Origin of the sequence: Paenarthrobacter sp. A20 (assembly GCF_024168825.1) — a bacterium.
Taxonomy (GTDB): domain Bacteria; phylum Actinomycetota; class Actinomycetes; order Actinomycetales; family Micrococcaceae; genus Arthrobacter.
Genome location: NZ_JALJWH010000001.1, coordinates 4,901,889 through 4,917,367, shown reverse-complemented (window position 1 = coordinate 4,917,367; position 15,479 = coordinate 4,901,889). Strand labels below are relative to the sequence as shown.

12 protein-coding genes are annotated in these 15,479 nt (G+C 63.4%); 10 read left to right on the top strand and 2 right to left on the bottom strand.

The genetic code is table 11. The features are described 5' to 3' along the window. Positions 1 to 86 precede the first annotated feature (86 nt). Together J3D46_RS22745 and J3D46_RS22740 are read left to right on the top strand one after the other, a co-directional pair. Positions 87 to 1,379 carry an MFS transporter gene (locus J3D46_RS22745; RefSeq protein ID WP_253469007.1) on the top strand — a complete coding sequence of 431 codons (1,293 nt, stop codon included), beginning with the start codon at positions 87 to 89 and terminating at the stop codon, positions 1,377 to 1,379. 121 nt (positions 1,380 to 1,500) lie between these two features. Then, positions 1,501 to 2,793 carry an ABC transporter substrate-binding protein gene (locus J3D46_RS22740; RefSeq protein WP_253469006.1) on the top strand — a complete coding sequence of 431 codons (1,293 nt, stop codon included), beginning with the start codon at positions 1,501 to 1,503 and terminating at the stop codon, positions 2,791 to 2,793. Positions 2,794 to 2,851: 58 nt separating this feature from the next. Here the strand turns inward: J3D46_RS22740 and J3D46_RS22735 are convergent, their stop codons facing one another. Continuing rightward, positions 2,852 to 5,899: a family 78 glycoside hydrolase catalytic domain gene (locus J3D46_RS22735; protein WP_253469005.1), complete on the bottom strand. Its 3,048-nt coding sequence runs from the start codon at positions 5,897 to 5,899 to the stop codon at positions 2,852 to 2,854. Between the two features lie 98 nt (positions 5,900 to 5,997). Beyond that, positions 5,998 to 8,109 carry a DUF6807 family protein gene (locus tag J3D46_RS22730; protein ID WP_253469004.1) on the bottom strand — a complete coding sequence of 704 codons (2,112 nt, stop codon included), beginning with the start codon at positions 8,107 to 8,109 and terminating at the stop codon, positions 5,998 to 6,000. Between the two features lie 338 nt (positions 8,110 to 8,447). On the opposite strand from J3D46_RS22730, the gene J3D46_RS22725 reads away from it, so the two are divergent. The 8 genes from J3D46_RS22725 to J3D46_RS22690 are packed head-to-tail and all read left to right on the top strand — an operon-like array spanning position 8,448 to position 15,275. Beyond that, entirely contained in the window at positions 8,448 to 9,218 is a 771-nt protein-coding gene (locus J3D46_RS22725; RefSeq protein WP_253469003.1) for a YesL family protein, read from the top strand. Next, entirely contained in the window at positions 9,211 to 9,447 is a 237-nt protein-coding gene (locus J3D46_RS22720; protein ID WP_253469001.1) for a hypothetical protein, read from the top strand. Before J3D46_RS22725 ends, J3D46_RS22720 begins: the two co-directional genes overlap by 8 nt. After that, on the top strand, positions 9,444 to 10,973 hold the full coding sequence (locus tag J3D46_RS22715) for an extracellular solute-binding protein (protein WP_253468999.1): 1,530 nt from the start codon (positions 9,444 to 9,446) through the stop codon (positions 10,971 to 10,973). The genes J3D46_RS22720 and J3D46_RS22715 overlap by 4 nt, the downstream gene beginning before the upstream one ends. Next, the gene (locus J3D46_RS22710) at positions 10,970 to 11,944 is read left to right on the top strand and encodes a sugar ABC transporter permease (RefSeq protein ID WP_231340763.1); all 975 of its coding nucleotides are present in this window, start codon (positions 10,970 to 10,972) and stop codon (positions 11,942 to 11,944) included. Before J3D46_RS22715 ends, J3D46_RS22710 begins: the two co-directional genes overlap by 4 nt. Next, entirely contained in the window at positions 11,944 to 12,816 is an 873-nt protein-coding gene (locus J3D46_RS22705; RefSeq protein WP_253468997.1) for a carbohydrate ABC transporter permease, read from the top strand. The genes J3D46_RS22710 and J3D46_RS22705 overlap by 1 nt, the downstream gene beginning before the upstream one ends. Before the next feature lie 27 nt (positions 12,817 to 12,843). Continuing rightward, positions 12,844 to 13,515, top strand: coding sequence for a rhamnogalacturonan acetylesterase (locus J3D46_RS22700; RefSeq protein ID WP_253468995.1), 672 nt, complete (start codon positions 12,844 to 12,846; stop codon positions 13,513 to 13,515). Then, complete coding sequence (locus J3D46_RS22695) at positions 13,512 to 14,204, top strand: DUF1961 family protein (protein WP_253468993.1); 693 nt, start codon at positions 13,512 to 13,514, stop codon at positions 14,202 to 14,204. Before J3D46_RS22700 ends, J3D46_RS22695 begins: the two co-directional genes overlap by 4 nt. 51 nt (positions 14,205 to 14,255) lie before the next feature. Then, positions 14,256 to 15,275 carry an acetylxylan esterase gene (locus J3D46_RS22690; RefSeq protein ID WP_231340767.1) on the top strand — a complete coding sequence of 340 codons (1,020 nt, stop codon included), beginning with the start codon at positions 14,256 to 14,258 and terminating at the stop codon, positions 15,273 to 15,275. Positions 15,276 to 15,479: the final 204 nt, after the last annotated feature.

Genomic DNA, 15,479 nt, shown 5'->3' with positions numbered 1-15,479 from the left:
CCTTTAGGAGCCTCCTTAAGGGCATTAGCTGTACAAAAACTCCATAAGAATCCGCCCCCAACCCGCTGAATCGAGCAGACCGCCCCGTGTCGCCGCGCCCGTTCCCACTGCGCCCCAAATCCACCAAAGCTCCGGCAGCGCGTGCCCGCTCCATGGAGTCCTGGCACTACCCGCTGCGGCACCACAATTACCGGGTCTTCGTCGCGCTGTCCCTGGTGGGGAGCGGTGGCGTGTGGATGCAGCGGTTGGCGCAGGATTGGCTGGTGCTGCAGTTGACAGGAAGCCCGGCCGCAGTGGGCCTCGCCGTCGCGCTCCAGTTCCTTCCCATGCTGGTAGTGGGCCCCATCAGTGGCGTTCTGGTGGACCTTTTCCCAAAGGGCCGCATCCTCCTGGTCTGCCAGTCCGTCGCCGCATTGCTGGCCGCCGGCCTGGCTGTATGGAACGCGATGGGCGGCAGCGACGTTTGGGTGGTTTACGCCTCCTGCATCGCGTTGGGGATCACCAGTGCCATTGATGGACCGGCACGCCAGGTGTTCGTCAATGAGGTGGTGGGCGATGCCGGGCTGCCAGCAGCAATTGGCCTGAACAGCGCCGTTGGCCAACTGGGTGCCATGGCCGGACCTGCCCTGGCCGGCGTCGTCATTGCCCAGGCAGGACCAGCGGCGGCGTTCGCTGCCAACGCCTGTCTTGGCGTGGCGGTCCTGGTGATGATTGCATCCATCAGGTCCGACGAGCTGCACCATTCTCCCGAATCTCCTGATCCCACGGCGCGCAAAGGTCAGATCCTGGCCGGGTTCCGCTTTGTCCGGGCACGACCTCCCCTCCTGCTGACGATGCTCCTGGCGGGCTTGCTGGGCGCATTTGGAATGAACGGCCCTGTGGTCCTCGCCGCTTTTGCGGACGGTGTGTGGCATAGCGGTCCTGCCGGTTTCGGTCTCTTCAATACGGTCAGTGCGTTGGGCGCCCTGGCTGGTGCGCTGGTGGCTACACGGATCAAGCGGTTTGGCCGTAAGGGGATCGTTGCCAGTGCTGGACTCTTCGGGCTGACGCAGTTGCTCGCTGCCCTGATGCCCACGCAGGAGTGGTTCGTGGTGATGTTGATTGTGGTTGGCTTCATGACGCTGGTGTTCCTTACCAGTGCAGCCACCGCAGTGCAGCTTGAAGCGGGTGCCAGCGTACGCGGCCGGGTTCTTGCCCTCTACTTTCCGTTGCTTTTGGGCGGTCACGCTTTGGGTGGGCTGCTTGCCGGCTGGCTGACGGAGGACTTCGGCGTACGAGCCGGGCTGGTGGTCACAGGGGCGTTGGGCATGGCGTCTGCAGTGGTGATTGGGCTCCTGCTGTGGAGGTATTCAGCCCGGCGCACCCGCACGGCAGTCTGAGCGCTTTTGTTAAAAGTGATAGCTCAAACAAACAAAAACTCCCTTGACGAGTGATGTAGCGCACACCTAGGCTGAGAAAGCGTTTTCTCCCCGTAGCGCACGACTCAGATAAGGACGTTTGATGTCTCCTCGAGCACGCAGAAAATTAGCCGCGAAAGTAGCAGCGGCCGCAGCCGCCGTCGCCATCACGTTGACCGGTTGTGGAGGCGGCTCCCAGCAAGCCGCCTCCGATGGAACCGTCACCCTTCGCTTCAGCTGGTGGGGTTCGGATGTTCGCCACAAGATGACCCAAAAACTCATTGACGCTTTCGAAGCGGAAAATCCCACCATCAAGGTCAAAGGTGAGTACGGCGACTGGTCCGGCTATTGGGACAAGCTGGCCACCCAGGTCGCATCGCAGGACGCCCCGGACATCATCCAAATGGACGCCGCTTACCTGGGTGAGTACGCCGAACGCGGGGCACTCCTCGAACTGAAGGATGTGGACCTCGGCAAGTTCGATCCTGCCGTGGCAGATGCCGGCAAGGTTGAAGGCAAGCAGTACGCCGTCACTGCAGGCGTGAACGCCCAGGTCGTCTTGGCGAACCCTTCGCTCCTCACAGCCAGCGGTGTCACCTTGCCCGATGACAAGACGTGGACCTGGGATGAGTACAACAAGACGGCTGCCTCCATCACCGAAGGCAGCAAGAGCGGTGTTTATGGCTCGGGTGCCGTCAGCGGCGACGCTCCCATGAACCTATGGTTCCGCCAGCACGGCAAATCGCTGTTTACCTCCGACGGCAAGTTCGGCTTTGACGAGGGCGACCTCACGGGCTGGTACGAATACCAGGCTGAACTCCGCGACTCCAAGGCGGTGCCTCCCGCTTCAGTGATGACCGAGGACGCCACAGCGTCGGTGGATCAGCAGGGCCTGGCCACCAACAGGTTTGGTCTTGCCTGGTACTGGTCCAACCAGCTGAGCGCCCTCACCAAAGCCTCGGGCCAGCCGCTTGAGATCCACCGCCCGCCGAGCACGGACGGCAATGCCGCCAGCGCAAAGCAGTTCTACAAGTCATCCCAGTTCTGGTCCGCGAGTTCCCGGACCAAGCACCCGGCTGAGGTGCAGAAGTTCATCGACTTCCTCGCCAACAATGTGGAGGCCGGCGAAATTGCCTTGGCAGACCGGGGTATTCCGGGCAACTCGGAGGTCCGTGCCGCTGTCCTTCCCAAGCTGACGCCGGAGGACGCCGCCACTGCCAAGTTCATCGACGAAATCTCCTCCGAACTGGGAGACTCAGTGCCCGTGCCGCCGGCAGGTTCCAGTTCCGCCGTCGAGGCCTTTGGCCGTTACGGCCTGGAAGTGCACTTCAACCGGATGTCACCCGCAGAAGCTGCCAAGAAGGCCATGGACGAAGCGAAGAGCGCGCTGGGCTAGTCCCTGATCGGGCACGCGAGGTGGCACTTGATGACAGTTCCGAGAAGGAACATTGGCATTAAGTGTCACCTCGCGGCGTGAAATGCCACGTTCCCGGGGTGACGTCGATGGTCCGCTCCGGGAGGACCACCTGGGCAGTAACGCCAGCGGGGATGGTGCACTCCAACTCCATGCCAGCGGCCGTTCGACGCCAGGAGACAGCAATGAATCCGCGCTGGGTGGGCACGCTTCCCCCGGCAGCTTCCAGTCGGCATACCGGCGGCTGAATCACGACGGCGGACGCCCCCGGTGCGGTGACGCGGACACCGAGGAGGTACTCAAGGATCTCCCGGACCACGGAGGCTGACCACGCGTGGGATTGGCTGTAATCCGTGCCCTCATCAAGCTCCCAGGCCTCCCAGGTAAAGGACCCTCCGGCTTCGAGCAAGCGCGCCCACCCGGGTTGGCTGGGGTCAGTGAGGAGATCCAGGACATCGTCCACCCGCCCTTGGGAGAGCAGCGCACGGAGCAGCCGGTGCACGGTCATGGGACCCTGCCGCATCCCCATCCCGGCGATGCGTTCGGCATCCTTCGCCACGTGTTCAGCGGGAGTGATCCCCAGCGACAACGGGAAAGAGGTCGCGTGCTGGGAAGCATTCAAGCTGGGGCGGCCGTCGGCGTACAAGCCGTCCACCATCACGCCGTCGACCCTGAGCCGCGAGTTGATCCGTCCAGCCAGCGATGCCGCCGCTTCCCTGCACCGGGCGGCCTCGGGCGCCAGGCCAGCGGACGCGCAGAGCCGGCTGACGGCGTCGAGCACTGACCACGACTGGGCGTTCACCGTGGTGCGCGCCGCGCAGTCCATGTCGTAGCCGAAGCGGCCCGGCGCCGGCCAATCCACGATGCCATGGAGGTAGGGACCACCGCCGCCGCCCAGATCGGTGACCAGCCCTGCGGTGGGGCCATCCGACGGGATGTGCCGGAGCACGTACTCCGCCGTGTCCTGAAGGCAGGGGAGGAGCTCCCGGACCAGCGCACCATCCCCGCTGAGCCGGTGGTAGTCCTCCACCCATTCGGGCATCATGAGCGAGAAATCCGGGATGTCGCGCTTCCCGTCGCCGTTGGGGTAGACCGCGTTGTAACGCCCACGCTCAGCAGGATCCTGCCAGTAGCGCTTGGCAGATCCCGCGAATTCGCGCAACGCTTTGGCCGTGAAGTGACGCTCACCAAACAGGGCCATGGTGGCGTACGAGATATTCACGGCGTCGCCCAGGAACTGGCCCTTCTCGCGGGTGGGCGTGTCCACGAACTGCTCCTGCACGCCGAACAACGCTGAGTTCCGGAGGAGGGCGAAGACCCTGTTCAGGGTGTCGTCGGAGCTGTGGAAGGTGCCTTCGGACGGGTGTTCGGCATGGATCACTGTTGCGCCGACCGCGCCGAGGTCTGCGAGCTCCATGCCAGGCATTTCGAGGTAGCGGAAGCCCAGGTGCACGGCCGCCTCGTAGCGTTGCGGACCGTCTCCCTGAGTAAAGGGGAACGACATGTCCGTGTTCTGGCTGGGTGTCTTTCCAGTGTCCACGCGACGGTCGGCCCGGAGGTTGTAGCCTGCCCGGAGCATCACGGTCCGCCCCTGCTCCCCACGGAGAAAGTCCACCACGGGGCGCCCTGGAATCACTGCGCCGAAGTCCGCCACAGGGGTTCCGTCGTCGGCCGTGAAAATGTCGACGGCGGCCGTGTAGTGACGTGCGACGCCCGCATCGTTGGGTCGCAGGTGTGGGAAGTCGGGGACCGGGTGGGTTCCGAGGGAGATTGCCGGGTGCCATTGCTGTGGTTCCAGCCAGGCCGTCGCATCGAAATGCTCGATGGGATCGCCCTCGTCGTTTCGGTATCCGCTCTGCCGATACGGACCTTCGGCCACCAGCCACCCGGGCCCTGATCCGAACACGTCCCGGGTGCCGTCGTCGTACTCCAGTGTCATCTGGGCCAGCAGGCCGGGGCGGCTGGCGGCGCGGCCCTGGCCGGGACCATACCAATGGGCGACGGCGGTCAAGGTGGCGGTACCGCTCGACTGCAGTGTGCCAGTGACGTCGGCGGCGTTGTAGAACTGCTCGCCCGGGTACCCGAAATTGGTGGTCTCCAGGCACGGGCTGCCGTTGATGGTGAACGCGGCGTGGTGGCTCGCGGCAGCGTAGAGGCGGGCACGGACCACGGGACGCTTGAGGTTGAAGGTGGCTTTTACGAGAGTCCACTCGTCGGGCTGGCGGAGGGGAGTGGTGGTGGTCCAGCCGTTGAGGGCGCCGGGTGTGGTGAAGTCAGTTTCCAGGAGGGTAGCCCCGCCACCCTGGACTCGAACCGACAAGTACTCCGCCTGGCTGCGTGGCCCTTGATGGAATGCGATGCCCGTGGAGGTGTTGCCGGGGACTTCGGTGTCCAGGGCGAGGTCACCGTCGATGCTGACAGTGATGCGCTGCCCGTCGTCGGTGACCACCAGGTCCTGCCAGCCGTCCTCGGGCAGAGCGCCGGCGCGCGAAGAGGCTGTTGCTTCAAAGGCCGGCGTTTCGGCCAATGGTTGAGTGATCGGGGCCGACATTGCGCCGATCTCCCAATCGGGGGCGGGACGCAGGAGGGCAGAGCGGTTCGGCTTGATCTCCAGCAACAGACCTGAACCAGGGCCTTCACTGCGAAGGAGGATTCCCGCGGTACCCAGCCGCAGGCGGAAACGGGCACTAATAGTGGTGGTGCCGTTGGGTAGGGCTGGCCACGGAAGATAAGGCGAGCCGCTCACCCGCAGCAGTCCATTCACCTGTTCCAGTGGCACACGTCCGCCGGGTTCGCGGTGAATCCACTCCGCAGCCCAGCTGTTGGCGGTGGACTCGAAGAGACCCGTGCTGAAAGCGGCAGGAGCGCAGGGTTCACCCACAGCGCCGGTGGAGTCGGTAAGCTGCACCGTCCATTGGTAGTCGCTGTCCGGGGTCAGCTCCGGGCCTGTGTAGGGAAGGTGGTGCTGCTGGTCCGTGACAACCGTGCCCGAATCCCACACTTCTGTTCCCGCGCGGTCCATCACCCGGAGGCGGTAGGCGGCCTGGAATGATTGCCCCGCGCTCGCGGAGTGGCCTGCATCAAGCAACCAACCGAACCTTGGCACGGCCGGTGCCATCAAACACTGTGTCAGGCCCCCGACCGTGAGGTTCGTGGCGGCCAGTGGTGATCGTGTGGCACCGGAGCTCATCGGCTGGCCACCAAACCTTCGATTTCCCCCATATCCAGTGTTCCGTCACTGATCCACACCGTGACGGAGCGGGTGAGGGACTCGCCCGCGGCAAGCATCTTGGCCGTATCCCAGGCCAGTGCCGAACCGACGGCCGGGTAGCCGCTGCACCTGACGAACCATGGGTCGGGGGACTCGGCCGGTGCGCCAAACACCAATGTTGCAGGGCCGCCGTCGAACTCTCCAGTCCATGCCAGCCACGGGGTGACTGAGCCGTGCACGGCGGGTTCGCCCTCGGCTGTGGAGGAAAAGATACGCATCGACGCATTGACAGGAAGCCTCCAGAAGAAGCCGCCGTAGCCGCTTCCGGCCGCACCGTGGGACCCTGGGCTCCCCAGCGCGGCATCCACGACGGCGGTGAGCTCCGTTGTGATGTCCATTCGCCACGTGTTCGGGTTGATGAGCGTACGGCGGAAAGTGCGGCACTCCTCCAGGAGCAAGCCGCCATCTGCTCCGAGCCAGTGCAGGTCCGCCCTGGTGTGTTCCGACCCGCGAGTGATTCCCGCGATCCCGATCCTGCCGTGGTCTTTCAAGTCCAGGTATTTTCCCGCGGTCCGTCGATAACTACGGCCGCCCCAAAAGTTGCTGCCGTTGACATCCTGCAGCGCGAATCCCGCGCCGAGATGCCAGACATGGTCCGACGCCAGGTGATCCGTCACTACAACGCCGCCCGGAGTGGCCACCGGATGAAGGTAAGGCCTCGGCGACAACGCAGTATCAAGGCCGCTTCCACTGCGGAGGACTGCATCTGGACCATCGCTTCCGGCACCGCCCGGAGTGAAGAGAGCCTCGGTGCCAGCGGAGGTTGGCCGTGCCCAAGGGAGGCCGAGCTCGGAGAACGTGACATGGGCGAGCGTGGCCCGTTTCAGGATGTCTTCGATGTGCGGGATCACGGCATGGGCTTGATCGCCCGTTCCAACCCACGTCACGTATTCCGTGGGAATCAAAGCCGGTGCCTCGGCAGTCCGGATGGCTTCCACGACGCGCATGAAGGCGCCGCTGTGATCCAACGGGCTGAGCAGGGGCACGCCGTCGGTGAGGTGCTGGAGCAGGTTCTCGGTGAGATCGTCCCGCCCGAAGACATGGGTGGTGTCACCAGCTTCCGTGCTGACTGTGACGCGGTCTTCGGTGTAGTGGAATACGGCCGTTCCCTCGGTCCCGTGCAGCGTGACGTACGGTTCCACCGATTCAGTGGCGCAGAGAGTGAGGGCGCAGGTGATGGGCAGTCCGTCCACGGTCTTCATGCGGATCACTGAGGTGTCGTCCGCTTCAATGTCGTTGGCGCGATAGAGATCCGTGTCCACGAAGGCGAGGTCCTCCGCTTGGCGGGCTCCGGCAATGCGCAACGCAGTCGCGATCGCATGGGCCAAGGGATTGGTTGCAACTCCATCCACCACGTCCACGCCATCGAGGCTGCGCTTGCCCGCCCAGCGTGAGCGCTTGTAGTAAGCCCGGTCGCGCACCCAACGGCCGGTGGCAGAGATGCCCTTGAGGGTGCCGATACCGGGAAGCTCTTCCGTGGCGCCGCCGTTTGCCAGCTCCGCCAACGCCGCAAGTGCCTGGGAACCGAGGCTCTGGAATCCAATCTGGACACTGCGACCGGCTGCGTTTGCGGCGTCCTGGAGGCGGAGGAAGTCATTCATGGAGGCCACTGGAGGCTTCTCCAGATAGAGGTCGGCCTGGGAAGCGAGCACGGAAAGGGCCAAGGGGGCGTGGGTCTGGATGGGGGTCGCCACGATGATGATGTCCGGGCGGTGGTCACCTGCCAACAAGGAGTCCAGGTTTTCGTGGACAGCGGTGGTTTCGGGCAGGGCTCCTGCGGACGGGGGATTGGGGTCGGCCACGGCGACGAGTTCCACCGCTCCCTGTGCGCTGAGCCGTTCCAGATTGTGGAGGTGATGCGTTCCGAAGCCGTGGACACCTACCAAGGCAATCCGGGCCGGTCCGGTCCGAGGTGCTGGGGCTGATCCCTTGGCCTGGGTTGCTCCGGTCGCCGCCTTTTCTCCGAGTGCAGGCGAATCCCCGCGGGGGTTCGGGCTGGTGATGGACTCGATGGAAGGGGTGTCCATGGCTCTCCTCTGCTGGCGCTGCAACGAAGGCTGTGACGCCGTCGTCAAGGTATTCACGAAAGTGGTCCGGCGGGTTCAGGCTATACCCAGCAAGCGCTTTCCCAGTTCCGGCTCCGCCCAGTGTAGCGCGGGATCCCAGCAAATGTAACGATTCAAGAATCATCTTGACTCCACCCTTACCCAGCGTCTAAGTTGACGGGAAAGCGTTTACTTAGTGACATGGCCCACGTGGGCCAACCCCGACTGACCGGCTCCAGCGGCTGTAGTGAGACTCCCTGACAATCGCCACTCACGGTCACGCGGGCCTGTTCTGCAACGATGGAGAAAGGGGGAGCGCCATGGCCTCTGGTGGATTTGGTTTCCGTGCCTACACGCTCTTCGACACGCTCGTGTGGATTGCTTGCCTGAACGTGTTGTGGATTGCCTTCACTGTCCTCGGTGGGGTTGTCCTGGGTGTCGGGCCCAGCACCGCTGCCGCCCACGTCCTGGTCCGCGACAAGGTGCGGGGAAATGCTGCGCCCTTGATGCGGCGCTTCGCAAGGGAGTATTTCAAGAACTTCGCCAAGGGCAACGCCTTGGGGTTGCCCCTCATTGCTGTGGGTGTCGCCCTGAGCCTGAACTGGGCCTACTTCTCGGCGGGCTGGGACTTTGGCTCGCAGATCGCTTCCGCCGGAATCCTGATGGCGGCCCTCTTTGCCGCCGGCACGGTCTGCTACCTGTTCCCGATGTTCGCCCGCTATGAGCTTTCCCTTCCCCGGTACTTCCTGATGTCCTCACGCTTTGCGGTGCGGCACCTGGCAGGAACTGTGATCCTCCTGTTCGTCACGGCGGCCGCCCTGTTCGTGTGCCGGTCGATTCCGGGGCTGATTCCTTTCTTCGGTATTGGTGCGTGGCTTTATGTCACGGGATGGCTTTGCGACCGTTTCTTTACAGCCAACGATGAGGCGATGGCAGCCACCGTCGGCGATGCGGCCGCCCGCGGCGCAGCATCGGGTCCCGCGTCCGCGGCCAGCCCACCGCCGGCCGCAGCTGCCGCCAGCGCGCAGTCCGCCTCCGGCACCGGCCCTGTTTCCACCACGACCCACAGTACGGAGGCCAGCCTTGTCTGAGCTCAACCGCGCCAGTCCCGCTTTGAGCGGGCCGGCGATCCTTCACCGCTCCCTCGATGTTCAAGGAAGCAGTGAACTCGTTCCCAACGCCTCCGGCGTGAGTACTAATGAAACGTATCAAGATGCAAGTGGCCAGCACATGTGGAGCCTTAAAAGGTTCCCGGGTGTGCCGTCAAACCAAGAGTCGAAAGACACCAACCCCGATGAAGTGGAGCAGGTAAGAAAATGATCCGTAGAAAACACACGCTGGCCGCCGCCGTCGTCGTTTCCGCAGCCCTGGCGCTGACCGCCTGTGGTGGCGAAGCGCCGGCGTCGGACCTCTCATCCGTCAAGATCATGGCGCCGTTCCTGGAGGCGCAGCCGCCAACAGCCGACGGCGCCGTGCAGAAGAAGCTCGAAGAGCTGACGGGCAAGGACGTCAACATCACGTGGACGCCCAACGCGTCGTACGAAGACAAAATGAACATCACGCTGGCATCATCGGAGATCCCACACGTCCTGGTGGTCCAGGGAAAGACGCCCGGCTTCGTCAAGAACGCTGAGGCCGGCGCCTTCTGGGACCTGACGGACAAGCTGAAGGACTACCCCAACCTCACCACCACCTTCCCCGAGGTCCAGCAAAACGCCAGCGTCAACGGCAAGGTCTACGGTGTGTACCGCGGCCGCAACCCCATCCGCGCTGCGGTCATGTTCCGTCAGGATTGGATGGACAAGCTGGGGCTGAAAGCGCCCGAGACCACCGAAGATCTCTACAACGTGGCCAAGGCCTTCACCGAGCAGGACCCGGATGGCAACGGCCAGAACGACACCTACGGCATCACCATCCCCAAATGGGGCGCGCTGGGAACCAACAGCCCGTACGACCTGATCGAGACCTGGTACGGCGCCGGCAACCGCTGGACCGAGCGTGACGGCAAGCTGGTCCCGAGCTTCGAAACCGAAGAATTCCTGGAGGCCAACCGGTTCGTCAAGAAGATGGTGGACGAGAAACTCATCAACCCCGATTTCGCAACGTTTGACGGCACCAAGTGGAACGAGCCGTTCTTCAACGGCAAGGGCGGCATCATCGTTGACGTCGACTCCCGCGTGAGCGTACTGATCAACCTGTTCAAGCAAGCCAACCCGAATGACTTCGAGAACAAGGTGGGCTTTGTGGGCAGCCTGAAGGGGCCGGACGGTGAGCTGCACGCTCACCCCACCGACGGCTACTCCGGCTTCCTCGCCATTCCCAAAGCCAGCGTCAAGACCGAGGCAGACCTGAAGAACGTCCTCACCTTCCTGGACAAGCTGAACAGCAAGGAAGTTGCCGTGCTCATGAACAACGGCATCGAGGGCGTGAACTTCACGGTGGAGGAAGGCCTCGCCGCCACCATCAAGCCCGAGACCCCTGAGGGCAAGGTGGTCAACACGGACATCAAGAGCTTCGCCCAGCTGGGAACCAACGTCACCGGCAACAACTTCTACCCCGTCAAGCAGGCCTCCGAGTATGAGCAGAAGGTCTTTGACGACCGCGTCGCCGTCATGGCCGAGGACCTCAAGAGCGCCGTGTACAACCCGGCAGCTGCGTTCGTTTCGCCCACCTATGTTGCCAAGGGTGCCCAGCTGGACAACATCGTGGCCGATGCCCGCATCAAGTACCTGGCAGGGCAGATCGACGAGCAGGGCCTGAAGGACGCCATCAAGCTGTGGAACACCAGCGGCGGTGACAAGGTCAAGGAAGAAATCAACAAGCTCTGGCAGGACAACAAGAAGTGACAGCCCCGGTTGTAGAGGCCAAAGCCTCGGAGCGGGCGGCCACCACGCCGCCCGCCCCGGCGCGGCGGCGCGGGTTCGCCGTCCACTTCGCGCATTACAAGTGGCTGTATCTGCTGTTGCTGCCCGGAGTCCTGTACTTCGCGATCTTCCGGTACGGACCCATGTACGGCGTGTCCATCGCCTTCAAGGACTACGTTCCGTTCCTGGGCGTCAATGGCAGCCCCTGGGTGGGCGTCACCAACTTCACGGATTTCTTCGCAAACCCGGACTTTCCCCGGTTGCTGGGCAACACGCTGATCCTGGCCTTCCTGAACCTGGGGATCGCATTCCCCTTGACCATTATTTTGGCGCTGCTGCTCAACGAGGTCCGCCTGTCGGTGCTCAAGCGCACCGTCCAGACACTGGTGTACATTCCGCACTTCCTGTCCTGGACCATCGTGGCCTCGCTGAGCTTCCTGCTCTTCGCCCTGGACATTGGGCCGTTGTTCCAGTTCGTCAACGGACTCTTCGGCACCAATGTGGACATCCTGTCCGATCCCAACTGGTTCCGGCCTCTGATCGTGCTCCAGGAAATCTGGAAGAACACCGGCTGGGGAACCATCATCTTCCTCGCCGCGCTTGCCACCGTGGACCAGGACCAGTATGAGGCGGCAATTATCGACGGCGCCGGCAGGTTCCGTCGCGTCTGGCACATCACCCTGCCGGGCATCCGGTCCACCATCATCGTGATGCTCATCCTGGCCATCGGACAGATGCTCAATACCGGCTTCGAGCAGATCTACCTCATGACCAACGCACTCAACCGCAGCGTGGCCGACGTCTTCGATACCTACGTGTACTTCGTGGGCATCACCCAAGGCGCCTACAGCTACAGCACCGCCGTCGGACTGTTCAAGTCCCTGGTGGGCATCGTGCTGATCTTCGGCACCAACTGGCTGTCCAAGCGGTTCAACCAGAGCGGATTGTTCTAATGAAGATTCACAACACCCGCGGCGGACGGGTTTTTGATGCCGCAAACTACGTCTTCCTGAGCCTGGTCGGCATCATCACCCTGCTGCCGTTCATTTATGTGATCGCCGGGTCCTTCGCCAACGAAGCCGAGATCACCCGGCGGGCGTTCTTCGTCTGGCCCGAGCAATTCACCCTGGGCGCCTACGAGTACATCTTCTCCACGCCGGCTTTCACCCGGGCACTGATCACCACTGTGCTGGTCACGCTGGTGGGCACCCTGATCCAGCTCATCCTGACCGTGACCATGGCCTACCCGTTGGCGAAGAAGAACCTGCGGGGCCGGAAGCTGATCATGTCCCTGGTGGTCTTCGCCATGGTGTTCTCCGGCGGCATGATTCCCACATTCCTGCTGGTCAAGGACCTGGGCCTGCTGAACTCGTATTGGGCCCTTATCCTGCCGGCGGCCATCAACCCGTTCAGCCTGATCATCATCAAGAACTTCTTCCAGGAGCTCCCGGCCGAGTTGGAAGAGTCGGCCAAGATGGACGGTGCCACGGAAATCGGGATCCTCTGGCGGATCCTCTTGCCGTTGTCCAAGCCGGTACTGGCCACGTTCGCGCTGTTCTACGCGGTGGGGATCTGGAACGACTTCATGTCGCCCCTGCTCTACCTGAGCGATAACAACATGTGGACCCTGCAGATGTACCTGCGCCAGGTTACGGCCGCTTCGGATCTCCTGGGTACCGGCAACGTGGACCCCTCCTATATCCCGCCGGAACAGGGCATCAAATTTGCTGTGATCGTGGTGGCAACCCTGCCAATCCTGGTCTTCTACCCCTTCCTGCAGAAGCACTTCGCCAAGGGAATGCTGATCGGTTCCGTGAAGGGCTAGGCGCCGCTTCCCGATGAAAGGACAACCATGAAAATCCTCCTTGCGGGCGACTCCACTGTTGCCGCCTGTCCCAGCTACGAATATCCGATGAGCGGCTGGGGCGCCCATCTTGCGCCCGAGACCTACTGGTGGGCTGCCGTCCACAACTTTGCCAAAGGCGGCGCCACCACGGAGTCGTTCCGCGAGGAGGGTCTTTGGTACCAGCTCATCAACCAGACGGTTCAGGGGGACCTGGTCCTCATCCAGTTTGGGCATAACGATCAGAAACGCGAGCACCTCGCGGCGCGCGCGGGCTACACGGACAACCTCCGGCGGATGGTCGCCGAGGTTCGCGCCAAAGGCGGCATTCCCGTCCTGTGTACCTCGGTTGAGCGCAGGCACTTTGCGGACGGGCAGCTTGAGGTCACGCTGGGGGACTACCCCGTGGTGGTCCGGGAGCTTGGCTTGGAGCTCGGCCTGGACGTCATCGACCTCAACCAGTGGACGCGCTCCCTGTACCAGGAACTGGGGGAAGAGGGTTCCAAAGAGCTCTTCTTCCACTTCGCTCCGGGCGAGCACGCACACCGGGCCGGCGGGCTTGAGGACAACACCCATTTCCACGAAAAGGGTGCCCGGCGGATCGCGGCGTTCGTGGCAGAGCATTTGGAATCCCTCGGTTACGGGCTGGTGGCTACGGTCAGCGCCGGAGTACGCGATTGATCTACTCCAACGCCTTGCGGGGTCCTTCGGATGTGGCTGGTTGGGTGGCCGAAGGGCCGGTTCACTTCGGAACGTACAACCATGGAACGGCCGACGGCGGCGGGCTGGGGCTCGCGGATGACGGAACCAACGCGCTGGTGTTGTCGGGTTCCCTCGACGCGGAAGAGCACGGCGACCAGGCCCATTGGACCCTCTGGTGCCCGGAGGAACTTCCCGATCATGTGCGGATCACCTGGGAGTTCCTGCCGCTGGAGGAGCCCGGCCTGGCCATGGCGTTCTTCGCAGCCCGCGGTCACGGAGGCGAGGACCTGTTCTCGGCGTCCCTGGCTCCCCGCACCGGTTTCTATCCCCAGTACCATTCGGGGGATATCGACGCCCTGCACATCTCCTACTTCCGGCACAAGCACCCTTCCGAGCGCGCGTTCCGAACCTGCAATCTCCGCAAGAGCGCAGGCTTCGAGCTGGTGGCGCAGGGAGCCGATCCACTTCCACCCGTCGGGGATGCCGACGATTTCTATCGCATCGAAGTGATCAAGGACGGCCCGCGGGTGGCCTTCGCCATCAATGACTTGCGGCTCTTCGAATGGACCGATCCCGCAGCAGAACCACTCGGCGGCGGCTACTTCGGAATCCGCCAAATGGCTCCACTGAAAGCCGCGTACCGCAACCTGTCCATCAGCAACCTGTGACCACGTGGGCCCTGTGACGGGGCACACGAAACCATGACGTAGGATGTCCCCATGCCCCTCTTTGACCTTCCCCTTGAGCAGCTCCGCGACTACACCTCAAGCGCGGTCCCACCAGCAGATCTGGACGCCTTTTGGGACCGCACCATTTCCGAGGCCAGGGCCCTTCCGCTGGACGCCGTGTTCGAACCCGTGGATAACTACCTCTCAGTGATCGACACCTTCGACGTCTCCTTCTCCGGCTTCGGCGGAGACCGCATCAAGGGCTGGCTTCACGTGCCAGCACACCTGGAGGCAGGCCAGCGGCTTCCCGTGGTGGTCGAGTACATTGGCTACTCGGGCGGCCGGGGCCTGGTGAACCAGAACACCCGATGGGCCCAGGCGGGCTACGCGCACTTCATCATGGACACCCGAGGCCAGGGCTATGGCGGCGTCTCGGGGGATACGCCGGATCCGCATGCGTCAGCAGGTGGCGTCAACTATGCAGGGCTCATGACCCGGGGTGCCGACCACCAGGACAACTACTACTTCCGGCGCGTCTACGTGGACGCGTTCCGTGCGGTGGAAGCGGCACAGAGCCATCCCGCCGTCGACCCTGCCAAGGTGGTGCTGGCCGGCGTGAGCCAGGGCGGCGGCATCACAGTTGCTGCCGCCGGGCTGACGGCCGGAAGGCTCGACGGCGTCATCGCCGCGCTGCCCGACGTCCCGTTCCTGCAGGACTTCCCGCGCGCCATCGACATCACCCCGCGCGGTCCGTATCCGGAGATCGCCGGGTTCCTGGGGCGGCATCGCGACAAGTACCAGCCCATGCTGGCGGTGCTGAACTACTTCGACGGCGTGCACCTCGGCCGCGCGGCAACGGTACCCGCGCTGTTCTCCGCTGCCCAGATGGACGACATCTGCCCTCCGTCCACCGTGTTCGCGAGCTACAACAACTACGGCATTGGCTCCCGCGAAAAGGGCAGCGCGCCCGAGAAGGACATTGAGGTGTACCGCTTCAACAATCACGAAGGCGGCCAGGAGCACCACTGGATCCGGCAGTTGCAGTTCCTGCGCAAACTGTTGTCATCTTGATGGACAGGATTTGCCCGCTGTGAAGAACCGCGGTTATGGTGTGGCTATGACAAACCGTTGGTATGCGTATTTTTCGTTGGCTCTGGAGGGGCCCGCGTCTAACTGACACGCATCCAACTTTCCTTCAGAGCCAACAGGGCAGAGATTATTCTCTGCCCTTCGCCATATCCGGCGGGTTCTGAAAAAGGGCCCGCTCCGCATCCC

What these genes read in the sequence shown, in the direction of transcription:
- J3D46_RS22715 (WP_253468999.1), top strand. Translation starts at nt 9,444, where the DNA reads ATGATCCGTAGAAAACACACGCTGGCCGCCGCCGTCGTCGTTTCCGCA.
- J3D46_RS22705 (WP_253468997.1), top strand. Translation starts at nt 11,944, where the DNA reads ATGAAGATTCACAACACCCGCGGCGGACGGGTTTTTGATGCCGCAAAC.
- J3D46_RS22725 (WP_253469003.1), top strand. Translation starts at nt 8,448, where the DNA reads ATGGCCTCTGGTGGATTTGGTTTCCGTGCCTACACGCTCTTCGACACG.
- J3D46_RS22700 (WP_253468995.1), top strand. Translation starts at nt 12,844, where the DNA reads ATGAAAATCCTCCTTGCGGGCGACTCCACTGTTGCCGCCTGTCCCAGC.
- J3D46_RS22690 (WP_231340767.1), top strand. Translation starts at nt 14,256, where the DNA reads ATGCCCCTCTTTGACCTTCCCCTTGAGCAGCTCCGCGACTACACCTCA.
- J3D46_RS22740 (WP_253469006.1), top strand. Translation starts at nt 1,501, where the DNA reads ATGTCTCCTCGAGCACGCAGAAAATTAGCCGCGAAAGTAGCAGCGGCC.
- J3D46_RS22730 (WP_253469004.1), bottom strand. Translation starts at nt 8,109, where the DNA reads ATGGACACCCCTTCCATCGAGTCCATCACCAGCCCGAACCCCCGCGGG.